Source organism: Sphingopyxis sp. DBS4 (assembly GCF_024628865.1).
In the GTDB taxonomy this organism is placed as follows: Bacteria; Pseudomonadota; Alphaproteobacteria; order Sphingomonadales; family Sphingomonadaceae; genus Sphingopyxis.
Map to the genome: position 1 here is coordinate 3,375,835 of NZ_CP102384.1, position 16,217 is coordinate 3,392,051.

A 16,217-nucleotide genomic window follows, 5' to 3' on the forward strand; every position below is an offset into this window, starting at 1 on the left:
CGCCGGTCTGTTTCTTAAGCCGCTTCCTTCTTGCGCGACGCCTTCTTGCGCTCGTGCGGGTCGAGGATCGCCTTGCGGATGCGGATGTTCTTCGGTGTCACCTCGACCATCTCGTCGTCGTCGATATAGGCGATCGCCTGTTCGAGCGTCATGCGGCGCGGCGGCGTGAGGCGGATCGCGTCGTCCTTGCCCGTCGAGCGGAAGTTGGTGAGCTGCTTCGACTTCATCGGATTGACCTCGAGGTCGTCGGGCTTGGCATTCTCGCCGATGATCATCCCCTCATAGAGCGCCTCGCCGGGCGAGACGAAGAGGATGCCGCGCTCTTCGAGCGGGCCGAGCGCGTAGGCGACCGCCTCGCCCGCGCCGTTCGAGATCAGGACGCCGTTCTTGCGGCCCTCGATCACGCCCTTGTAGGGGCCGTATTTCTCGAACAACCGGTTCATGATGCCGGTGCCGCGCGTATCCGACAGGAATTCGCCGTGATAGCCGATCAGGCCGCGCGAGGGGCCGCTGAAGGTGATGCGCGTCTTGCCGCCGCCCGACGGGCGCATGTCGGTCAGGTCGGCCTTGCGGATCTGCATCTTCTCGACGACCGTGCCGCTATGCTCGTCGTCGACGTCGATGACGACGGTTTCATACGGCTCGGTGCGCTTGCCGGCCTCGTCCTCGCCATAAAGGACGCGCGGGCGGCTGATGCCGAGCTCGAAGCCTTCGCGGCGCATCGTCTCGATCAGCACGCCGAGTTGAAGTTCGCCGCGGCCCGCGACCTCGAAGCTGTCCTTGTCGGCGCTTTCGGTGATGCGGATCGCGACATTGGTCTCGGCCTCGCGCAGCAGGCGGTCGCGGATCATGCGGCTCGTCACCTTGCTGCCCTCGCGGCCCGCCATCGGGCTGTCATTGACCGCGAAACGCATCGACAGCGTCGGCGGATCGATCGGCTGGGCGGCGATCGGTTCGCTCACGCTCGGGTCGGCGACGGTGTTAGCGACGGTGGCGTTGGTCAGCCCCGCGATCGCGACGATGTCGCCCGCGCGCGCTTCCTCGACGGGCACGCGGTCGAGCCCGCGGAAAGCGAGCAGCTTCGACGCGCGGCCGGTCTCGATCACCTTGCCCTCGGCGTCGAGCGCGTGGATCGGCTGGTTGACCTTGACCGTGCCCGACTGGACGCGGCCGGTCAGGATGCGGCCGATGAAATTGTCGCGGTCGAGCAGGGTCGCGAGGAAGGTGAAGGGGCCGTTCTCGTCGAGGCCCGGCGCCGGCACGTGACCGACGATCGTCTTGAACAGCGGCTCCAGCGTCCCTTCGCGCGCGTCGGGGCTGTCGGAGGCGAAGCCGCCGCGGCCCGAGGCGTAAAGGATCGGGAAGTCGAGCTGCTCGTCATTGGCGTCGAGCGACAGGAAGAGCTCGAACACCTCGTCGAGCACTTCGGCGGCGCGCGCGTCGCTGCGGTCGATCTTGTTGACGACGACGATCGGACGCAGGCCGAGCGCGAGCGCCTTGCCGGTCACGAACTTGGTCTGCGGCATCGGGCCTTCGGCCGCGTCGACGAGCAGGATGACGCCATCGACCATCGACAGGATGCGCTCGACCTCGCCGCCGAAATCGGCGTGGCCCGGGGTATCGACGATGTTGATCCGCGTCGCGTCGGCGCCCTCACCCCATTCGACCGAGGTGCACTTCGCGAGGATGGTGATCCCGCGTTCCTTTTCGAGGTCGTTCGAATCCATCGCGCGTTCCTCGACGCGCTGATTGTCGCGAAACGTCCCCGACTGGCGGAAAAGCTGGTCGACGAGAGTGGTCTTGCCATGATCGACGTGCGCGATGATGGCGATATTGCGCAGGGACATCAAAAATACCTTATGGGAGCAGCGCGGCGCCGTGCCGCGATTTGGCCGCGCGCGTAGCGAATTTCCTACCGCAGCGCAACAAAATTGCCGAGGTGTTTATAACGCAATCCGCGCGACAAGTCGCTCGATTTCGGCAGCCGCGCTGCGCGCCGCGAGAACCAGATTGGCGTGAAAATCGTGGCTGCTGCCTTCGTCGGCGGTGTCGGTGACCGCCTTGATCGCCGCCCACGGCTTGCCGAGCCGCGCCGCCGCCTGCGCAACCGCGCCGACCTCCATGTCGACGAGCGTCGCGCCGAGACCGCGCGCGATGCCGGCGCCGACGTCGGGGCAGGCGACGAAGCTGTCGCCGCTCGCGATCCGCGCGTGCGGCAGGCCGAGGCCGGGGTCGGGCATGGCGGCGAAATGCACCTCGCCCGCCTCACCGGCCGGCCAGTCGCCGGCGCGATAGCGGTCGAAGCGATCAGGGCGCACCGTGCCATAATCATGTTGCACCGCCTCCGCGAGCCAATAGGCGCGGCCCGCCTCGGCATCGAGCGCGCCGCAGGTGCCGCTCATCAGCAGCAAGTCGGCGTCGGCTCCGAACAGCCCGGCGGCAAGCGCCGCATGGACCTTGCCGAGGCCGGTGGTGACGACGGCGAGATCATGGCCGTGCGCGGCGAGCCGGCGGGCGGCGAAACGGCCGTCGTCGCGGACGCCTTCGCCGGGGAACAGCGCGTCGGCCTCTTCGGGAAGCGCGGCGAGGATCAGGATGCGGGCCATGACGCCCTTTAGCGCCGCTCCCGCGCGTGTCGAGCAATAGGATTTTGGAATATCGGCGGCCGATCCTTGGACTTGCCAAGCGCCGCGCGCCCCGCCATCGCACCGCCCCATGCTGTCCCGTATCTTCCCCGACCGCTTCGTCCCCGTCCTGTTCGCGACGATCCTGCTCGCCAGTCTGCTGCCGGTCCAGGGCGCAGCCGTGCCGATCGCGCAAACCATATCGACGGCCGCGATCGTCCTGCTGTTCTTCCTGAACGGCGTGCGCCTGCCGCGCGACGAGGTGCTGCACGGCATCCGCAACTGGAAGCTGCAGGGCGGCAATCTTCTCTACAGCTTCGGGGCGATGGCGCTGATCGGGCTGGCGGCGCAGGCGGCGACGGCGCCGCTGCTACCCGCCGTGCCCACGCTGGCGCTCGGCTTCCTCTTCCTCGGCATCCTGCCGTCGACCGTCATGTCGGCGACCGCGGCCAGCAGCATGGCGGGCGGCAATGTCGCGGCCAGCGTCGTCGCGGCGGCGCTGCTGAACCTGACGGGCGTGATCGTCTCGCCGCTGCTGTTCGCCGCGATCGCGGGCAGTGCGGGCGACATCAGCGGCGACGCCGCGCTGCGCATCGTCGCCACCTTGCTGCTGCCCTTCATCGCCGGGCAAGCGGCGCAGCGCTGGCTGCGCCCGTGGGTGCTCGCGCATCGCGGCGCGGCGACCTTCATGGACCGCACCTCGATCGCTATCGCGGTCTATGTCGCCTTTTCCGCCGCCGTCGTCGGCGGCATCTGGCACCAGCTCGACATGCGCGAGATCGGCATCGTCTTTGTCGCGGTCGCCGCGATGCTGGCGCTGGCCTTCACCGGCGCCTGGCTCCTCGGCGGCCTGCTGCGCCTCGCCCGGCCCGACCGCATCACCATGCTGTTCGCAGGCGCGCAAAAGAGCATCGCGGTCGGCGCGCCGCTCGCCGCGACGCTGTTTCCGCCCGCGGTCGCGGGCATGGTGCTGGTGCCGATCCTCATCTATCATATGGCGCAGCTCATCGTCTCCGCCTGGATCGCGCCGGGACTGGCGCGGCGCGGCGGCGGCATCGCCTGAATTTCTCACACAAAGACACAAAGAGGGCGGCGCACGCTATGGGCGCTGCAAAGAACCGCGCGAAGCGCATTCGATAAAGCCGCCTGCGGCGACGGGCCGACACCGCAGGCCGGGCGCGCCCTCTTTGTGTCTTTGTGTGAGATTTCTCTTCTTCGCGCCTTCGCGTGAAATCAAAATCGCGCCGCCCGCGTCCCTGCCAAGGTGTGATACTTGAACAATACAGACCGGCATGTCATATAGAAAACGGGCACGGAGCTGGAAGGATAGTTATGAGCGAAGACACCGCGACGGCGACCGCAACCGAGACATTGACGCTGACGCCGCCCGAACCCGTCCCCGCCGTCGCGCCGGAAAAGGCCGCCGGTCTCGTTCCGCTGTCGGGCGAGCAGAAATCGAAGCTCGAGGAGCGCGTCGACGGCTTCATCGACGACCTCGTCGCGCAGGATGAGAACAGCCCCGAATTCGGCAAGCGCGTCGACCAGATCACCAACATGGGCCGCAAGGAGATGCTGGAGGCCGCGAGCCACAGCAACCGCTTCCTCGACCGCCCGATCCGCGCGATGGACCGCGACACCGACATCGGCCAGAGCCTCATCGAACTTCGCACCACGGTCGAACGGCTCGACCCGTCGGCGAATGGCAAATTGCTGTCGAAGCGCGGTTTCCTCGACAAGATCTTCGGCAGCAAGATCAACAATTATTTCGCGCAATACCGCAGCGCCCAGACGCATATCGGCGGCATCCTGACCGCGCTTGCCAACGGCAAGGACGAGCTGCTGATGGACAATGCCGCCATCGATGTCGAACGCCGCAAGATGTGGGAATCGATGGGCAAGCTCGAGCAGATGATCCACATCGCGAAGACGCTCGACGAGCGGCTGGAGGCGAAGGCCGCCGAACTCGACGGCACCGATCCCGCCAAGGCGAAGATCCTGCGCGAAAACGCGCTTTTCTACGCGCGTCAGCGCACGCAGGACCTGCTGACCCAGATGGCGGTGACGGTGCAGGGCTATCTCGCGCTCGATCTGGTCAAGAAGAACAATGTCGAGCTGGTGAAGGGCGTCGACCGTGCGAGCACCACGACCGTCGGCGCGCTCAAGACCGCGATCACCGTCGCGCAGGCGATGACCAACCAGAAGCTGGTGCTCGAACAGATCACCGCCTTGAACACGACGACCGCGAACATCATCGACGGCACGTCGAAGATGCTGAAGGACAATACCGCGCGCATCCACGAGCAGGCGGCGTCGAGCACGATCCCGATGGAGACGCTGAGCCGCGCCTTCCAGAACATCTACGACACGATGGACGCGATCGACACCTTCAAGCTCAAGGCGCTCGACACGATGAAGACGACGGTGGGCACGCTCGAAAGCGAGGTCGCCAAGTCGAAGGGCTATATCGCGCGCGCCGAGGGCGCGAGCCAGGCGCAGGCGAGCGTCGGTGGCGAGGGCAGTCCGCTCGCCGCGCTCGAAGGCTAAGGCGAAATGACCATGAGCGAGGTCGACAAGGTCCGCCTCTCCGCCACGTCGGCGATCGAGCGGTCGCGCGAGCGGCGGCGCCCGATCGGCACCAAGAGCATGGCGCTGCGCCGCCAGCATCTCGCGCGCAAGATCGGCCGCATCTTTCTGGCGGGCGGCGCGGTGCTGATCGCCGCGGCGATTTTCGGCTTGGTGATCCAGCCGCTCGGCTTTGCCGGGGTGATGGCGGTCACGCTGCTGCTGGTCGCGGTCGCTTTCCTGTTCGGCAAATGGCCGCCCTTCCCCGAGCCGCGCCAGGCTGACCTGCCCAAGGCGGATTTGAAGCAGCTCGCGGGACGCACCGAAATCTGGCTGGAGGCGCAGCGCCCGGCGCTTCCCGCGCCCGCGCGCCAGCTCGTCGACGGCATCGGGGTGCAGCTCGACCTGCTCGCGCCGCAACTCCAGACGCTCGACACGTCGAGCCCCGCCGCCGCGAACATCCGCAAGCTCGTCGGCGAGGATCTGCCCGAGCTCGTCGCGGGCTATCAGCGCATCCCGGCGGGGCTGCGCAAGGAAGCGCACGCGGGCCGCACCCCCGACGAAACGCTCGTTGGCGGGCTCACCATGCTCGAACGCGAGATCGGCGAAGCGGCGCGCAACCTCGCGGCAGGCGAACTCGACAAGCTCGCGACGCGCGAACGCTATCTCCAGCTCAAATATCAGGGGCTGGAGGGCGAGGATTTGCCGGGAACGGACTGAACGAAGTCACAACCCCTCGCCGCCCGTCCAGTGCGCATTGACGAGGCGGCGCGCGAGCGCGCTCACCTGAATACGGATATCGGGCACCGCGACGACTTCCCACAAATCGCCGCGCGTCATCGGGCCGATCGCGAGAATATGATCCGACGAGTGGCCGCGCGCATCGATCACGTGACCGTCGCGGTCGATGTCGAGCCCGAGGCGCAGCGCGTCGGGACGGATGCGCTTCGCCGCCAGCATCCGCTTCACCAGCGGGTCGGCCGACCGTAGCAGGTCGCCCTGCGGCCCGGTGCAGTTGATCATCCGCGCGGCGCGGGTCACGACCGGCTCCGTCGCGCCGCGCGGCCGCCAGGCGATGGCGAGCGCATCGCGCTCGACGCTTACCCCGGCGATCTTGCCCGCGCGAAAGCAAAGCTGGCCCGACGCGACCAGCGCGTCGATGCGATCGGCAACCGCGGGCGCGAGCCGGTGACGATGCACGTCCCAGAAAGGACGGAGGTGGCGCAGGAAGCGCGTGCGCTTCTCCGTATCGGCCGACGCCCACATCATCTGGGTGATCGGGCGGATCGAATCGACGACCAGTCGCCAGTCGCGGCGGCGCGCTTCGCCCCGCGCCCAGCGCACGAGGTCGGACAATTCGGGCGCCGGCTTGGCGAGCACCGGCTTGGGCCGCAGCCCGTCGATGTGGCGATGCGGGCGAAGGCCCCGCCGCGACAGCGCGGTGATCGGTCCCTCATGACCGTGCGACACCAGCCGCAATATCACGTCGACCGCGGTCAGACCGGTGCCGATAACGAGCACCGCCGCCTGCCTGTCCAACCCTTCCTCGAACGCACTCGCCCAGGGATCGCCGATATAGCGGTGCGCGGGCAGATGCGCGCCGGCGATAGCGGGCGGATCGTGCGGCGGCAGATTGCCGATCGCGAGCACCGCGCGGTCGGCCTCGATCAGCCCCCCGTTGACGAGGCCGAGCGTCACCTGTCCGCCGCGCTCTTCGACGTCGAGTACCTCGTCGTCGACCAGCTTCAGCCGCCGGCCATGGCGCTCCATCGCCCCCGCGAGCGTCTCGCGCAGATAGCGGCCATAGGTCGCGCGCGTCACGAACGCGGCGTCGCAGCCGAGCCCGCGCGCCGCGAGCCAGTCGCAGAAATGATCGGGGCGATCCGCAAAGGCGCTCATATTGCCCGCGCGCACATTGAGCAGATGCGCGCTTTCGCTGCTGCTATAGGCGACCCCCGCACCCATGCGGTGGCGGTCGCGCTCGATCAGCAGCACCTCGACATCGGCCTGTTCCAGCAGGTTGAGCGCCAACATCGTTCCCGAGAAGCCCGCGCCGACGATCGCGACGCGGGTCGCGGTGCGAAAGCGCGGGCGCGGCGAATGAAGTTCGCTGCTAATCAGGTTCACCGACGCACCACGTCGCCTGCGACGGTGACGCGTTCGAGCAAGCGCTCGGCGGGCCAATAGTCGCCGACCGCATAATGCTGGGTCGAGCGATTGTCCCAGATACCGATCGCGTTCGGGGTCCAGCGAAAGCGTAGCTGATATTCGGGCACCTTGATCCGGTCGAACAGCAGGCGAAGCAGGCTGTCGCTTTCCTCCTCGCTTACGCCGAGGATGCGTGTCGTGAAGGTGTAGTTGACGTAGAGGATCTTCTCGCCCGTGTCGGGATGGGTGCGGACGACGGGATGGCGCGCGGGCGGAAAGGCGCGCGCCAGCTCGGCGCGCTTTTCCTCGGTCACGCGGCCGCCGAAGCTGCGCACGATGTCGTGCTCGGCGTCGAGCCCCTCGATCCGGTCCTTCACCGCCTGCGGCAGCCCGGCATAGGCGGCCGCGGCATCGGCCCACATCGTGTCGCCGCCGAGCGGTGGGAGGACGCGCGCGCGCAGGATCGAGGCGATCGACGGCCGCTCGCGAAAGGTCACGTCGGTGTGCCATTTGTTGTAGGCCTGAAAGGGTCCGAGCGTTTCGGCGGTCAGGCGCACGCCCTCGACGCCTTCGATCCGCAATATCTCGGGATAGCCGGGGATATGCGGGATCACCGGATGGCCTTCGAGCTCGCCGAAGAAGCGGCCGAGCCGGACATGGCTTTCGTGGCTGATGTCCTGGTCGCGAAAGAAGATCACCTTGAAGCGCAGCCACGCCGCGCGCAGCAGATCGCCCTCGATCGACGACAGCGGCCGGTCGAGGTCGAGCCCACTGATTTCGGCGCCGATCGTCGGGGTCGATGGCGAAATGGCGATGCCCAGCGAGCGCGCGGCATCGAAGATATCGGGAATCTGGACAAGGCTGGCCATCGGCATTCTCCTCTCGCCGGTCGGTGATGGATCGGTCGACTCGGAATACGTCCCGCGCCAGGAGTATTAACTCAACTAAAATAATTGACAATATGGCGCGCGGCAGATCGCCCGAAAGGCGCGGCGGGTAGCGCGCGTTCGGGTCAGCAGCGAATCCGGACCCGCGTTCCGGGCCGGGCATCCTCGATATCCAGATGCCATTTGTGCAGCCCAACGATCGCCGATACGAGCGCCAGGCCAAGGCCGGTTCCGGGCTGCCCCGCCGTATCGGGGCCGCGAAAGAAACGCTCGGTCACCCGGTCGCGCCAGGCATCGGCGATGCCGGGACCGCTGTCGCTGATCGCGATTTCGGTCCCGTGCTCGGTCCGCTGCGCCGACACCGCGATGACCGCGCCCGCGCCGCCATATTTGACCGCATTGTCGAGCAGGTTCGAAATCGCCTGGAACAGCAGGTTCGGATCGGCATCCAGTTCCAGCCCCGGCGCGATCCGGCTTTCGATCCTTTGCCCATGCGCCTCGGCATCGGGGGTGTGGAGTTCGACCGCATCGGCGAGCAAGGTCGTCAGGTCGATACGGCGCATTCCGGTCAGGTGCCGCCCGCTTTCGATGCGCGCGATGCGGAGCAAAGCGTCGAAGATCGCCTGCAGCCGTTTGGCTTCGGTCGCCGCCTGCTCGGCGAGCCGCTGGCGCTCGTCCTCGCTTCCCGCCGCGCGCAGTTCGTCGAGATCGGCGTGGAGGCGCGCCAGCGGGGTGCGAAGCTCGTGCGCGACATTGTCCGATACGCGGCGCACCGATTCGACGGCCTCCTCGATCCGGCCGAGCATCAGGTTAAGCGTCGCCGAAAGCTCGTCGAAATCATCGCCGGTGCCGCGCAAGGGGATGCGTTCGGTCAGATTGCCCGCCATCACGCGCCGCGCCGTCCGCGTCACCGCATCGATCCGCCGGCCGACCGCGCGGCTCATCGCGACGCTGCCGCCGATGGCCAGCAAGGCCGCAAAGAGGATCAACCACACCGATCCGATGGTGTAGAGTTCGTCGCGATCGTCGATCGACTCGACATCGCGCCCGACGATCAGCCGCGCGCCGTCGCTCAGCCGCCGTTCGACGACGAGCGCCTCATAATCCTGTTCCTGCCCCGCCTGATAGACGTCGGCTTCGAGCGTGGTCCAGCCGCCGATGGACGTTTTGGGCCAGCTCGGCAGATTGGCGGTCACCGTCTTGCCATCCGGGGCGATCAGCGCGTGAAAGGGGCGCTTGGGGCCCGTCTTCTCGCGCACCAGCAGCGCACGCACCAGCGCATCGCGTCCGCCGCCGCGGTCGATCGCCACCAGTTCGGCCGCTTCGTCGCTCACCCCCGCCGCGGCTTCGAGCAGCGGCTGATAGACCCCGATCCAATAGGCGGCGCCGAACAGCGCCACGGTCGAGGTCAGGAAGAGCGCGACATAGATCAGCCCCAGCCGCAGCGTCAGGCTGTGCCGGAGGCCGCCGCGCGCCCTCATCCTTCCGCCCGCATGACATAGCCGGTGCCGCGCACCGTGTGGATCAGCGTCCGGCCGAACCCCTTGTCGACCTTTTGCCGCAAGCGGCTGACATGCTGGTCGATGATGTTGGTCTGCGGGTCGAAATGATAATCCCACACATGCTCGAGCAGCATCGAGCGAGTGACGACCCGGCCCTGGTTGCGGGCCAGATAGGTCAGGATGCGATATTCGCGCGCCGTCAGGTCGATCACCGCCCCCTGCCGCCGCACCTGCTGGCCGAGCAGATCGATGTCGAGATCGCCGACGCAAAGCTTCGTTTCGGCGGACAGCGCCGGGCCGCGACGGCTGAGCACGTCGATGCGCGCGAGCAGTTCGGACATGGCGAAGGGCTTGGTCAGATAATCGTCGCCGCCTGCGCGCAGCCCCGCCACACGCTCGTCGACCTCGCCGAGCGCGCTCAGGAACAGCACCGGCGTCGTATCACCGGTCGCGCGGATCGTCTGGACGATCGTCAGCCCGTCGACGTGCGGCAACATGCGATCGACGACGATCAGGTCATAGCTTTCGGACGCCGCGCGGAGCAGCCCCGACCGGCCGTCGCCCTCGACATCGACGAGATGCCCGGCGGCGGTGAGCCCCTTGCCGATATGCTCCGCGACGCGGGCATCGTCCTCGATCACCAATATATGCATAGGCCCCCTCGATACCGGCTCGACGGCCGGGCCGCCACCCGGCCACCGAACATGTCGAAAATCAAATCTTCGCCCCATCCGGGCGTCAGGCTGCGCTGCCATTTCCTTGGGGGAAGGAGCAGACGATGGCAAAGGCGAAGCGCCAGGCTGAATATGCGGCGGCATCCCCGGTGCCGACGAAGGCGATGCTGTCGGTCTTCGATCTCGACCGCACGCTGACCATTCTGCCCACCTACACCCCCTTCCTGCTCTTCGCGATCCGCACCCGCGCGCCGTGGCGCATCCTGCTGCTCCCGCTGCTGCTGCCGGTCGCTATTCTCTACGCGTTGAGGCTCGTCCCGCGCCGGACGATGAAACAGGCGATGCACCGCGCCGCGCTCGGGCAAAGGCTTGCCGAGCGCGACGCCGCGCGACTGGCCGACCGCTTCGCGCGCCGCCTTGTCGCCCACGGTCTCTATGCAGAGGGTCTCGCGCTGATCGAAGCCGAGCGCGCGGCGGGTCGCCGCGTCGTCATCGCGACCGCGGCGCCGCATTTCTATACCGCCGCGCTCGCCCGCAGGCTGGGGATCGCCGACGTGATCGCGACCGACTCGACGTGGCGGGACGGCTGCCTGACCCCCGCGATCGGGTCGGCTAACTGCTATGGCGGCGACAAGCGCCACCGGGTCGCGGCCTTTCTCGATCGCGCCGGCATCGCTCGCGACCGCGCGCACATCCGCTTCTATTCGGACCATGTTTCCGACCTGCCGATGTTCGGCTTCGCCGACGAAGCGATCGCGGTCAATCCGTCGGCGAAACTGCGCGGCGTGGCCGAAGCGCGCGGCTGGCCGATTCTCGACTGGCGGCGGTGACGCGGTGCATATTGGTTTTCTCTTCAACCATCACGGTGCGCACCAGGTCGCGCATGCGCTGCCGGTGGCGCTGGCGCTGCTCAGTCGCGGCACCAATGCGCGCGTCAGCATCCTCGTCTCCGAAGGCTGCGAGAGCGAGGTCCGCCGGCTCGCGGCCGCCGCGCCGGGTGCGTCGCCCGACATCATCCGGCTGCGGCCGCCGTCGACGCTCGCCCGCGCCGCCAATCGCGCCAGCGGCCGCGCACTTCCCACCGACATCGTCTCGACACTCCGCCGCAATCTCGACCGCTTCCGCACCCTCGACGCGCTCGTCGTCCCCGAAAAAACCTCGCTCCTCCTGAAGTCGCTGTTCGGCCTCAAATCGCTGAAGCTCGTCCACACCCGCCACGGCGCGGGCGACCGCGCGATCGGTTTCGACAAGGCGAGCGGGAAATTCGACCTCGTCCTGCTGTCGGGCGAAAAGATCCGCGACCGGCTGGCCGAGGCCGACCTGCTGAAAGAGAACGGCCATGCGATCGTCGGCTACCCCAAATTCGACCTCGCGCCGCCCAGCCATCCGCGCCTCTTCCCCAAGGATCGGCCGACGGTGCTCTACAACCCGCACCCCTCGCCCGCGCTGTCGTCCTGGTATCGCATGGGACCGGCGATCCTCGACTGGTTCGCGAAAAGCGACCGCTACAACCTCATCTTCGCGCCGCATGTGATGCTGTTCAAGAAGCGCATCACCGCGTCGCTTTCCCCCTTCGCGCTCGGCTGGAATCTCGGCCCCCGCGCCGACCATTATGAGCACGACCATATGCTGATCGACACCGGCAGTGCCGCCAGCCTCGACATGACCTACACCGACGCCGCCGACATCTATCTCGGCGACGCGAGCAGCCAGGTCTATGAGTTCATCCGCCGGCCGCGCCCCTGCTTCTTCCTCAACCCGCGCGGGCTCGCGTGGCAGGGCAATCCCGACTTCGCGCACTGGCGCGCCGGCACCGTGATCGGCAGCATGGGCGAGTTCGACGCAGCGCTTGCCGAAACGCCGTCGCTGACCCCGGCGATGCGCGCGCGGCAGGAGGATATCTTCCGCTACAGCTTCGACCTTCAGGACCGCCCCTCGTCCGAGCGGGCGGCCGAAGCGATCCTCGATTTCATGGCGCGCGCATGACCGCCGCTGCCCCTTCGCGCGTCGCCGCCTTCCTCGATTACGGCGTCGCAAAGACGCTGGCGAAGCTGCGCGCGAACCTGCTCGCCCGGCTGGCGCGCCGCCCCGAGGGCGGCGTCGTGACCTCGCGCTACGGCGTGCGGATGCGCGCCAATTGGGAAGACCGCACCTTCCGCTATTGCCATTATGCGACCTATGGCCGCGCGCTGTCGGATTATCTCGCGGCGCAGGACCGCGCCTTCGTCTTCGTCGATATCGGCGCCAATCAGGGCCTCTACAGCCTGCTCGCGGCGCAGAACCCCCATTGCAAGGCGGCGGTCGCCTTCGAACCCGTCGCCGCGACCTTCGCCCTGCTGCGCGACAATATCGCACTCAATGCCCTGGGCGCGGCGATCAAGCCGGTCCATGCCGCGGTTTCGCTCCAGTCGGGCATCGCGCGCATCGCCACCGACCGCGCGCACAGCGGCACCGCCAGCCTGCGCGACGCGGCGGGAGCCGACGGCGAAGAGATTCGCATTCTCGGCATCGCGGGGGTCGACACGCTGATCGACAGCACGCTGGTCGGCGGTAAAGGGCCGCTGATCGTCAAGATCGACGTCGAGGGGCATGAGGAAGCCGTGGTCGAGGCGCTGATGGCGTCGGCGCACCGCGACCGCATCGTCGCGATCTTCTATGAGGTCGACGAACGCTGGACCGACGGGGCCGCGATCGCGCACCGCCTCGGCGCCGCCGGCTTCGACCGCCTCACCCGCTTCGGGATCGGTCGCCACTATGACATGCTGGCCGAACGCAGCGAAGCGGGTCCGGCCCCCGAATAGGGCCGGACCCGCGGTTCGCGGCCGCGCTTACCAGGTCAGGCCGACCCGCGCGTAGAGATAGCGGCCGTTGAAGCCGAACGGCGAATAATAGGGGAAACCGACGACCCCGGTCGAGTTGAGCGCGGCGGGCGTCGCGTCGGGATAGACGTCGAACAGATTGTTCGCGCCGATTGCGACCTGCGCGCCCTTGACGGGCTGATAGCGCAACTCGAGGTCGGTGATCACATGCTTGCCGGTCAAGATATCCGCCGACCCGTCGGCTGCCGTACCGGGCTGGTTGACCTGACCATAATAGGTCGTGCGCAGCGTCGCGCCGAGCAGGTCGCCCGACCAATCGATCGCCCCGGTGATCTTCGTGCGCGGCGTCCCTTCCTCCAGCGTGAAGATGCGATTGCGGCCGAGCAGCGGCGGCGCCGGATCGAGCGTCGAGGTCGAAGTCGGCACCCGCGTCACATCGACGTCGTTGAAGTTCGCCGCCAGCGTGAAGTCGAACGTGCCGAGATTCTCGCTCCGCGCCTTGTAATTGGCGACGACGTCGATGCCCTTCGTCTTCGAACGCACCCCATTGATGAAGAAGCGCGCCGCCTGAACGCCGAGCGGATCGAGGATGTCCGCGACCTGCTGGCTGAACGCCGCCTGGATATTCTCCGACAGCGCGATCTGGTTGCGGATCTTGATCTGATAGGCGTCGACGGTCAAACTGAACGGACCGCTGTGGATCACCCCGCCGAGCGAGAAGTTGGTCGACTTCTCGGGCTCGAGCGGCAGGCCGCCCAGCTTTTCGGCGACGATGTTCGTCGGCGGATAATGACCGGTCAGCAGCACGTCGCCGTCGACCACCACCGAGGTGATCGAAGTATAATATTGCTGCTGCAGCGACGGCGCGCGGAAGCCGGTCGAGGCGGTGCCGCGCAACGCGAACCAGTCGGTCGCGTCGAAGCGCGCCGACACCTTGCCGTTGGCGGTCGAGCCGAAGTCCGAATAATCCTCGACCCGGCCCGCGACCGCGACGAGGAAGCGCGACGTCAGCTCCGCCTCGATGTCGATGTAGCCGCTGATGTTGCGGCGGTGCGCATCGACCGCGTTGATCGGCGCAAAGCCCGGAAAGCCCTGCGCTCCGCTGCCGGTATAGGAATTGAGCTCACCCGCCGCGATCTTGTAGCCCTCGCGCCGCCACTCGGCACCGAAGGCGAGGTTCAGCGAGTGGAAGATGTCGAACTTGCGCGACACGTCGAGGCCGCCGATCCACTGGTCATAGGTCACCGCGCCGTCATAGAATTCGGTCGGCGAGGCGGCGCCGAGGCTGTAGTTCGCCGAATTGAGCGTGCGGAAAGCGATGCGGTTGCGGCCGTAGCTGAGGTTGAGGTCGACATTCCATTCGCCGACGTCGCCACGCAGGCCCACCGCGCTCGTCAGGTTGCGCGACTTGGTGTTGATCAGCGGCAGGAAACCGTCGGGCCAGATGCCGCCGACGCCGTTCGCCGCGGCCGTGGTGGCGAGACGCGGAAAGGCCGCGCTCTTGCTGTCGCGATCCTGATAGCCGACCCAGCCATAGAGTTGCAGAGCCTCGGTGACGTTGACCCCGGCGTTGGCGAAGACCGTCGCCTGCTCGACTTCGGGATCGCCGAAGCGGCTGGTCACGCGGTTCGGCGTCACGCGCGGGTCGAAATCGCCGCGGCTCGTCGGCTTGCGGTCGACATATTCGCCCGAAATGGTGAGATAGCCGTCGTTACCGAAGCCGATGCCCTGCCAGCCCGATACGGTCAGGACGGGCTCGCCAGTCACGCTGCGGCTGCCGCGCGCGGTGTCGATGTCGGTGGCATAGATGCCATAGGTCGCCGACACACCGCCGCCCTCGCGCGCTTCGCGCAGGCGCAGGTTGATGACGCCCGCGATCGCATCCGACCCATATTGTGCCGAAGCGCCGTCGCGCAGCACCTCGATGCGGTCGAGCGCCACGGTGGGGATGGTGTTGAGGTCGACCGCCGCAGAGCCGCGCCCGACGCTGCCGTTGACGTTGAGCAGGGCCGAGGTGTGGGCGCGGGTGCCGTTGATCAGCACCAGCGTCTGGTCGGGCGACAGCCCGCGCAGCGTCGCGGGGCGGATCGCGTCGGTGCCGTCGACCGCCGAGGAGCGCTTGAAGTCGATCGACGGCGCGACGGTCGCCAGCGCCTGCCCGACTTCGGTCGATCCCTGACGGCGCAGCGTCTCGCCGTTCAGCACGTCGACCGGCGCCGGCGAGTCGAGGCGCGACCGCCCGGCCGCGCGCGTGCCGGTGACGATGATCTCGTCGCCGTTGCCGGCGCTATCCGCGGCATCGGGCGCATCCTGCGCCTGCGCCGGAAAGGCGGCGATGGCCGCGAGAGCGATGGCGCTGGTCGCCATGGTGCGGAAAGGGATCATGATCAGTCCTCCTGGTCTTGCTATTATAATCAACCCGGCGGCCTGCCCGGTCGCCTGGGATGCACGCGGCAAAGCGTTTCGTTTCACCTGTAACAGAGCAAAGCCGCCCTGTGCGAAGAAGATTTCTTATTGAAACGGAAAAAATTCTTTCATTTTCGATAAAGTCGCGAGTTTTCGGGCGGGCGCGGCGCCAGGCCGCTACGCGCGGTCGCCAGCCCGCCTCCCCACAGCGCGCGGGCGGCGCTGCGCAGGGACGCGGGATAGCGAGCGAGATCCGACAGATCGGATGGAGTCAGTAAAGGCATGGATTCACCTGTCGCCGGCGCGCGCATTTGCCTGGCGGCGCCGGACCAAAGCCGCGCTCCCGCCAGGGCGGGGCACGACGCAAAGAAGGACGGGCCGGCGAAAAGCGCCGGACCCGATCGGCATCGGTTCAAGACCTGCTGCTACACATGCGCATCGCAATACCCCTGCTGGGGGAACGCAATGCCTGGCGCCGTCGCCCGAGCATTACGCGCTTTAGCCGTTGGTAACGCGGAGCAAGCTGCTTCCCGGTCAAAAGCCGCGGGTCGAGGAGAGAAGGCGGGAGAGCCCGTCGCCCGTCCCGACCAGCTTC

Annotated in this window: 13 protein-coding genes; 6 read left to right on the forward strand and 7 right to left on the reverse strand. The window is 67.5% G+C overall.

The features are described from left to right. Positions 1-14: 14 nt before the first annotated feature. Entirely contained in the window at positions 15-1,847 is a 1,833-nt protein-coding gene (gene typA, locus NP825_RS16230) for a translational GTPase TypA (RefSeq protein ID WP_257545400.1), read from the reverse strand. 96 nt (positions 1,848-1,943) lie between these two features. Beyond that, positions 1,944-2,606 carry a 5'-methylthioadenosine/S-adenosylhomocysteine nucleosidase gene (locus tag NP825_RS16235; protein WP_257545402.1) on the reverse strand — a complete coding sequence of 221 codons (663 nt, stop codon included), beginning with the start codon at positions 2,604-2,606 and terminating at the stop codon, positions 1,944-1,946. A 109-nt stretch (positions 2,607-2,715) separates the two neighbouring features. Here NP825_RS16235 and NP825_RS16240 point away from each other — a divergent pair, with 109 nt between their 5' ends. From NP825_RS16240 to NP825_RS16250, 3 genes are all read left to right on the forward strand, one after another. Continuing rightward, positions 2,716-3,687, forward strand: coding sequence for a bile acid:sodium symporter family protein (locus NP825_RS16240; protein ID WP_257545404.1), 972 nt, complete (start codon positions 2,716-2,718; stop codon positions 3,685-3,687). Positions 3,688-3,956: 269 nt separating this feature from the next. Beyond that, positions 3,957-5,168, forward strand: a complete 1,212-nt coding sequence (locus tag NP825_RS16245) for a toxic anion resistance protein (RefSeq protein WP_257545406.1) — start codon at positions 3,957-3,959, stop codon at positions 5,166-5,168. Between the two features lie 12 nt (positions 5,169-5,180). Continuing rightward, positions 5,181-5,906, forward strand: coding sequence for a hypothetical protein (locus tag NP825_RS16250; RefSeq protein WP_257545408.1), 726 nt, complete (start codon positions 5,181-5,183; stop codon positions 5,904-5,906). Positions 5,907-5,912: 6 nt separating this feature from the next. On the opposite strand, the gene NP825_RS16255 is transcribed toward NP825_RS16250, so the two are convergent. From NP825_RS16255 to NP825_RS16270, 4 genes are all read right to left on the reverse strand, one after another. Continuing rightward, positions 5,913-7,313: an FAD/NAD(P)-binding protein gene (locus tag NP825_RS16255; protein ID WP_257545410.1), complete on the reverse strand. Its 1,401-nt coding sequence runs from the start codon at positions 7,311-7,313 to the stop codon at positions 5,913-5,915. Continuing rightward, positions 7,310-8,203 carry a TauD/TfdA family dioxygenase gene (locus NP825_RS16260; RefSeq protein ID WP_257545412.1) on the reverse strand — a complete coding sequence of 298 codons (894 nt, stop codon included), beginning with the start codon at positions 8,201-8,203 and terminating at the stop codon, positions 7,310-7,312. Before NP825_RS16260 ends, NP825_RS16255 begins: the two co-directional genes overlap by 4 nt. Before the next feature lie 143 nt (positions 8,204-8,346). Then, a complete protein-coding gene (locus tag NP825_RS16265; RefSeq protein ID WP_257545415.1) occupies positions 8,347-9,702 on the reverse strand; it encodes an ATP-binding protein in 1,356 nt (451 codons plus the stop codon). After that, positions 9,699-10,376: a response regulator transcription factor gene (locus NP825_RS16270; RefSeq protein WP_257545417.1), complete on the reverse strand. Its 678-nt coding sequence runs from the start codon at positions 10,374-10,376 to the stop codon at positions 9,699-9,701. Before NP825_RS16270 ends, NP825_RS16265 begins: the two co-directional genes overlap by 4 nt. Before the next feature lie 125 nt (positions 10,377-10,501). On the opposite strand from NP825_RS16270, the gene NP825_RS16275 reads away from it, so the two are divergent. Genes NP825_RS16275 through NP825_RS16285 form a run of 3 tightly spaced genes read left to right on the forward strand, consistent with a single transcriptional unit; the run spans position 10,502 to position 13,198 of the window. After that, entirely contained in the window at positions 10,502-11,227 is a 726-nt protein-coding gene (locus NP825_RS16275) for an HAD family phosphatase (RefSeq protein ID WP_257545419.1), read from the forward strand. A gap of 4 nt (positions 11,228-11,231) precedes the next feature. Further along, a complete protein-coding gene (locus NP825_RS16280; RefSeq protein WP_257545421.1) occupies positions 11,232-12,383 on the forward strand; it encodes a hypothetical protein in 1,152 nt (383 codons plus the stop codon). Then, positions 12,380-13,198: an FkbM family methyltransferase gene (locus tag NP825_RS16285; protein WP_257545423.1), complete on the forward strand. Its 819-nt coding sequence runs from the start codon at positions 12,380-12,382 to the stop codon at positions 13,196-13,198. Before NP825_RS16280 ends, NP825_RS16285 begins: the two co-directional genes overlap by 4 nt. 27 nt (positions 13,199-13,225) lie before the next feature. Here NP825_RS16285 and NP825_RS16290 read toward each other — a convergent pair whose 3' ends face one another. Continuing rightward, on the reverse strand, positions 13,226-15,601 hold the full coding sequence (locus tag NP825_RS16290; protein ID WP_257545425.1) for a TonB-dependent siderophore receptor: 2,376 nt from the start codon (positions 15,599-15,601) through the stop codon (positions 13,226-13,228). Positions 15,602-16,217 lie beyond the last annotated feature (616 nt).